At 74.7% G+C, this 5,084-nt stretch carries 6 protein-coding genes; 4 read left to right on the top strand and 2 right to left on the bottom strand.

The genetic code is table 11. From position 1 onward, the window contains the following. The 4 genes from HYE82_RS33830 to HYE82_RS33845 form a co-directional block, all read left to right on the top strand. Nucleotides 1–541, top strand: a 541-nt coding sequence (locus tag HYE82_RS33830) for an HNH endonuclease family protein (protein ID WP_179178048.1), incomplete at its 5' end; no start/stop codon positions are given. Between the two features lie 110 nt (nt 542–651). Then, nucleotides 652–2,343: an alkaline phosphatase D family protein gene (locus HYE82_RS33835; RefSeq protein WP_179178049.1), complete on the top strand. Its 1,692-nt coding sequence runs from the start codon at nt 652–654 to the stop codon at nt 2,341–2,343. A gap of 361 nt (nt 2,344–2,704) precedes the next feature. Further along, nucleotides 2,705–3,334 carry a DedA family protein gene (locus HYE82_RS33840; protein WP_179178050.1) on the top strand — a complete coding sequence of 210 codons (630 nt, stop codon included), beginning with the start codon at nt 2,705–2,707 and terminating at the stop codon, nt 3,332–3,334. 401 nt (nt 3,335–3,735) lie between these two features. Continuing rightward, nucleotides 3,736–4,242, top strand: coding sequence for a hypothetical protein (locus HYE82_RS33845; protein WP_179178051.1), 507 nt, complete (start codon nt 3,736–3,738; stop codon nt 4,240–4,242). 51 nt (nt 4,243–4,293) lie between these two features. Here HYE82_RS33845 and HYE82_RS33850 read toward each other — a convergent pair whose 3' ends face one another. After that, entirely contained in the window at nt 4,294–4,539 is a 246-nt protein-coding gene (locus HYE82_RS33850) for a DUF2277 domain-containing protein (protein ID WP_179178052.1), read from the bottom strand. A gap of 15 nt (nt 4,540–4,554) precedes the next feature. Next, the coding region (locus HYE82_RS33855; protein WP_256988062.1) for a hypothetical protein at nt 4,555–5,084 on the bottom strand (530 nt) is incomplete at its 5' end.

Here is a 5,084-nt window from a genome sequence, read left to right on the forward strand (position 1 = left end):
CACCCCCATCAGCGCATCCGCCGCCCGCACCTACCTGGCCACCGTCACGCCGCGCGCCGAGGGCTCCACCAGCGGCTACAGCCGCAGCCTGTTCCCGCACTGGAGCACCGTCTCCGGCAACTGCAACACCCGCGAGACCGTCCTCAAGCGCGACGGCCGCAACGTCGTCACCGACTCCAACTGCGCCTCGGTCAGCGGCAGCTGGTTCTCCGAGTACGACGGCGCCACGTGGACCGCCGCGGCCGACCTCGACATCGACCACGTCGTCCCGCTCGCCGAGGCCTGGCGCTCCGGAGCCAACTCCTGGACCACCTCCAAGCGCCAGCAGTTCGCCAACGACCTCACCCGCCCGCAGCTCATCGCGGTCACCGACTACGTCAACCAGGCCAAGGGCGACCAGGACCCCGCCGAGTGGATGCCGGCCCGCACCTCCTACCGCTGCACCTACGCCCGCATGTGGGTCGACGTGAAGCAGTACTGGGGCCTGAGCATGGACTCCGCCGAGAAGACGGCCCTGGTGAACGTCCTGAACGGCTGCTGACGGGAACGGTCCGCCCGCCGGCCCGCCGGATTTCCCCCACCAGGGGGAGGCCAGGCTCAACCTCTGCGTCGTACCGTGATCGAAAGCGCTACGGAGGAGGGGGGAGTTCCATGGCCACGCTGCGCCTGGGGCCGCTGCTGCGCCACGTCGACTGGAACACGGGCGGTTCGGCCACGATATGGGTCGAGACCGACCGCCCGTGCACAGCCGCGGTACGCTGCGCCGACGGGGCCGCCGGCAGTGTGCGCACCTTCCAGATCGCCGGGCACCACTACGCGCTGGTGCCGGTGACCGGCCTGACCCCGGGGACCACGACCGCGTACGAGGTGCTGCTCGACGGGGTCCGCGTCTGGCCGCTGCCCGGCAGCGCCTTCCCGCCGAGCACGATCAGCACCCCCGACGCCGCCGCTACCGGCAGGCCGGGCCCCGGGCTGCGCATCACGTTCGGCTCCTGCCGGCAGGCCGCTCCGCCCGCCGACCGGCACGGGCCGCACGGGCCGGACGCACTCGACACCCTCGCGGCGCGGCTGGCCGCCGCCCCGCAGGAGCCCCGCCCCGACGTCCTGCTGCTCTTGGGCGACCAGGTGTACGCGGACCAGTTGTCCCGGGAGACCCGGCAATGGCTCGCCGCCCGGCGCGACCTGCGGGACGCGCCCGGCGCACAAGTCGCCGACTATGAGGAGTACACCCGCCTCTACCACGAGTCGTGGCTCGACCCGGAGATCCGCTGGCTCCTGTCGACCGTCCCCAGCCTGCAGATGTTCGACGACCACGACGTCGTGGACGACTGGAACACCAGCGCCGCGTGGCTGGCGGAGATGCGGACGATGCCGTGGTGGCAGGAGCGGGTGATCAGCGGGCTGATGTCGTACTGGGTGTACCAGCACCTGGGCAACCTCTCGCCCGCCGAGCTCGCCGCCGACGCGCTCTTCCAGGCCGTGTCCAAGGACGCGGACGGCACGGACGTGCTGCGCGCCTTCGCCGCCGCCGCGGACGCCGACCCGACCTCGGTGCGCTGGAGCTACCGGCGCGACTTCGGCCGCTCGCGGCTGCTCATGGTGGACACGCGGGCGGCGCGGGTGCTGGCCGAGGACGGCCGGGCCATGCTCGACCCGGCCGAGCAGGAGTGGCTCCGGGAGAACGCGCTGGCCGGCCACGGCGGGTACGACCACCTGCTGATCGGGTCCTCCCTGCCGTGGCTGATGCCCCCGCTGATCCATGACGCGGAAGTGTGGAACGCCGCGCTGTGCCGCGGTGACCGGGGGCCCCGCTGGGCGCGGGTCGGCGAGGACCTGCGGCGGCGCAGCGACCTGGAGCACTGGGCGGCGTTCCCGGCCTCGTTCAGGGCGCTCAGCGATCTGATCGAGGAGGTGGGGACGGGACCGCGGGCGCCGGCCACGGTGGCCGTGCTGTCGGGGGACGTGCATCACGCGTATGTGGCCGAGCCTCGAATACCCACCACGGCGCGGGTGTTCCAGCTGACGTGCTCGCCCGTGCACAACTCGATCCCGGCCGTGGTGCGGTGGGGGTTCCGGCTCGGCTGGTCGCGGATCGGCCGCTGGCTGGGACGCGGCCTGTCGCGGCACGGGCGGACGGGCCGTCCACCACTGAGCTGGCGGCGTACGGGCGGCCCTTGGTTCGGGAACCAGCTGATGACGCTGACGCTGTCCGGCCGGTCGGCACGGCTGCGGCTGGACCAGGCGCGCCGGGTGGGCGGGAAGCGGTGGGGACGTGCCGGCCGGGTGAGCGGCGAAGCCCGGCTGGTGACGGTGCTGGACCGTCGGCTCACGCCGGAGCCTTGAGCGGCGGAGCGAGCGGCCGGAACGGCTTGAGCGACCGGGCGCCGCCCCGGGGGCTGCTCTGCAGCGGCATCCCGGCAGCGCACCGGTACGGAACCGGCATGCGGAACCGGACCACCTGACGGCTCGGCGCTTCGGCGCCGACGGACATTCGCCGGCAGACCGCGTCCGGGGCCCTGGCCGGGCCCCGGACGGCGAAACCGGAACGGTGCCGCCGACGCGCCGGGCTGCCGGGGCGCCCCCGGAGGTCCGGGGCGGCAGTGCCCGGCGTACGCTGTGTGGCTGTCAAGCCGCCCCTGCCGCTTCCGCGCGACGTCGCGGCGCCTCGTGCCGAGGCACGTCAACCGGACCGGGGGGTCTCGTCTTGTGGGAGAGTCTGGGGTCGCTGACCGCGAGCCCATGGATCTATGCCGTCGTGGCGTTGTCCGTCGTGCTCGACGTGTTCCTTCCGGTGCTGCCGAGCGGGGTGCTGGTGATCACTGCGGCGGCCGCCGCGGCGGCCGCCGGGGCGGCCGGACCGGTTCCGGTACCGGACCGGGTCCCCGACATCGCGGCACTCCTGCTGATCGCCACGACCGCCTCGGTGCTGGGTGACATGGCTGCGTTCCGGCTGGCTCGACGCGGCGGGGACCGGCTGGAGCGGGCCATCGCCCGCTCCAGGCGCCTGACGCTGGCCCACGAGCGCCTGGGCACGGCCCTGGCCAGGGGAGGCGGAGCCCTGGTCGTGATCGCCCGGTTCGCACCGGCCGGCCGTTCTGTGGTGTCGCTGGGTGCCGGGAAGACGCACCGCAAGGTGAGGGAGTTCCTTCCCTGGTCGGCTCTGGCGGGCATGGCCTGGGCCGGTTACAGCGTGGCCTTCGGCTATTTCGGCACCCAGTGGCTCGGCGCGGCTTGGCTCGGCACCGCGGTCTCGGTGATAGCGCTGTTCGCCGCGGGCGCCCTGGCAGCCTTCGTCATCCGCCGCCCCGCCCCGGCAGCGGCGCAGACGGCGTAACGATCCGCCGCGGTCTCGGCCCGACCGCGTGACAACCCGTCCCGCCCCGGCCTCGGCGCCGCAGGCCCGTCCCGCTCCGCTCCGCACCGCCCGCACCGCCCGCACCGGCAGCCCGCGCCACAGGCCCCGCGGCGACCCGCAGCCGCCCTGCCCCGGCAGCCCGGCATCGTGTGGGCCGCGCTCTCCCTCCAGCCGCCGCCCGGCGCCCGCCCCGACCCGCCCCGCCCGGCCGGCCCCGCCCCGCAGCTTCCCCCGGGCGGAGCAGCCGCTCACCCGTTCACCCGGCCCCGATCGCCGTCGGCGGCTCGGGCTCCTAGCGTCCACAGCACGGTGCGCAACCGAATCCGCGTCACACCCGTGGCCGGGCCGCGCCGTTCAGAGGAGCCCGAGGAGTTCGATCCATGCCCGCCAAGCCGTCGAACCGCCCGCTGCTGAGCCTCGCGGCCGCAACGCTCGCCGTCGCCGCCACCACCGCCGTCGCTCCGCTTCCCGCCGCCCATGCCGCCAACGGCTCCCCCCTCTCGGCCGCGGTCTCCCCGACCACCGCTGCCCCCGGCAACCGGGTCGCCCTCATCCTCCGGGGCTGCGGGAGCAACCTCGCCCGCGCCGGGTCGAGTGCGTTCGGCGAGGTCCGGCTGTCGGGGGGGAGCGGCGGCAGCCTGACCGGAAGCGCCACCATCCTGCGCAACGCTTCCACCGGCGTGCACCCCGTCACCTTCGAGTGCGGGGACTTCGCCGGGTCGCGCGTCACCATCTCCCTCCAGGTCGCCCCGGGCGCGGCCCGAGGCGGCGCGGGCGGCAGCATCGGCGCGGTGAGCCCGGCCCAGATCGCGATCGGCGGCACCCTCGCCGCGAGCGCGCTCGGCACCGGCATCTGGATTCTGCGCCGCAGGGCCCGTACGTCCTGAGCCCGCCGCCCTGCCAACCGCCCCCTGCCTTCCCGCTGCCCCCGGCCCGGTCTAGGCGGGGGCGGCTGCGCCGGCAGGCACTGCAGTGGCGCCCCGCACGCGGAGCCCGTCCAGCAGGTCGCGGGTCGCTTCGGCGACGGCGTTCACGGCCGCGTCGAAAACCTCCTGGTTGTGCGCGGCAGGGGCGCGGAAGCCGGACACCTTGCGTACGTACTGCAGCGCGGCGGCGTGGATCTCCTCCTCGGTGGCCTTCTCGGGGATGGCGGGCGGGCGCAGGGTCTTGATGGAACGGCACATACCCCCACTATCCCGCTACCGGGGCAGCTCGGCCCCTGACAATTTCATGATCAGGCCTGCTTGGAGCCGTGCCCGCAGCTCGGGGTCCGCCACCTCGTCGAGCAGCCCGATGGCCTGCTGCAGGGCCGCGGCCGCCCGGCGGTCCTCCCGCAGGGCGGCGGTCTGGTCGGCCATGTGCCGCAGGGCGATGTCGGCGCGGCGGTGGAACAGATGCCCGATGAGGGTGACGACGACGCCGACCGAGCTGATCACCACCCCGAGGTAGAGGTCTCCGGTGCTTTCCGCCTTCCAGACGCCGAGTGCCACGCCGACCAGCAGGATCGCGGCGCCCACCCCGGCGAACCGCTGGCTGGTGGCGAAGCTGCTGCGCGCCTGTGCCAGCCCGTACGCGTAGTACTCGACCAGCACGGCCGTGAATCCGGCGTCCTCCCGGCCGTCGGGCCCGTCCCGCCCGTGCCCGTGCGGAATGCCGCTGACGTCGGCGTACTTCGGATCCCCGGCGTCCCCCCTCCCCGCCCCGGCGCCGGCGCCGGTGCGGGGAGGGG

It is taken from the genome of Streptomyces sp. BR123, assembly GCF_013401435.1.
In the GTDB taxonomy this organism is placed as follows: Bacteria; Actinomycetota; Actinomycetes; order Streptomycetales; family Streptomycetaceae; genus Streptomyces.

Coding starts and splice junctions, on each gene's coding strand:
- HYE82_RS33835 (WP_179178049.1), top strand. CDS start 652: ATGGCCACGCTGCGCCTGGGGCCGCTGCTGCGCCACGTCGACTGGAAC.
- HYE82_RS33845 (WP_179178051.1), top strand. CDS start 3,736: ATGCCCGCCAAGCCGTCGAACCGCCCGCTGCTGAGCCTCGCGGCCGCA.
- HYE82_RS33850 (WP_179178052.1), bottom strand. CDS start 4,539: ATGTGCCGTTCCATCAAGACCCTGCGCCCGCCCGCCATCCCCGAGAAG.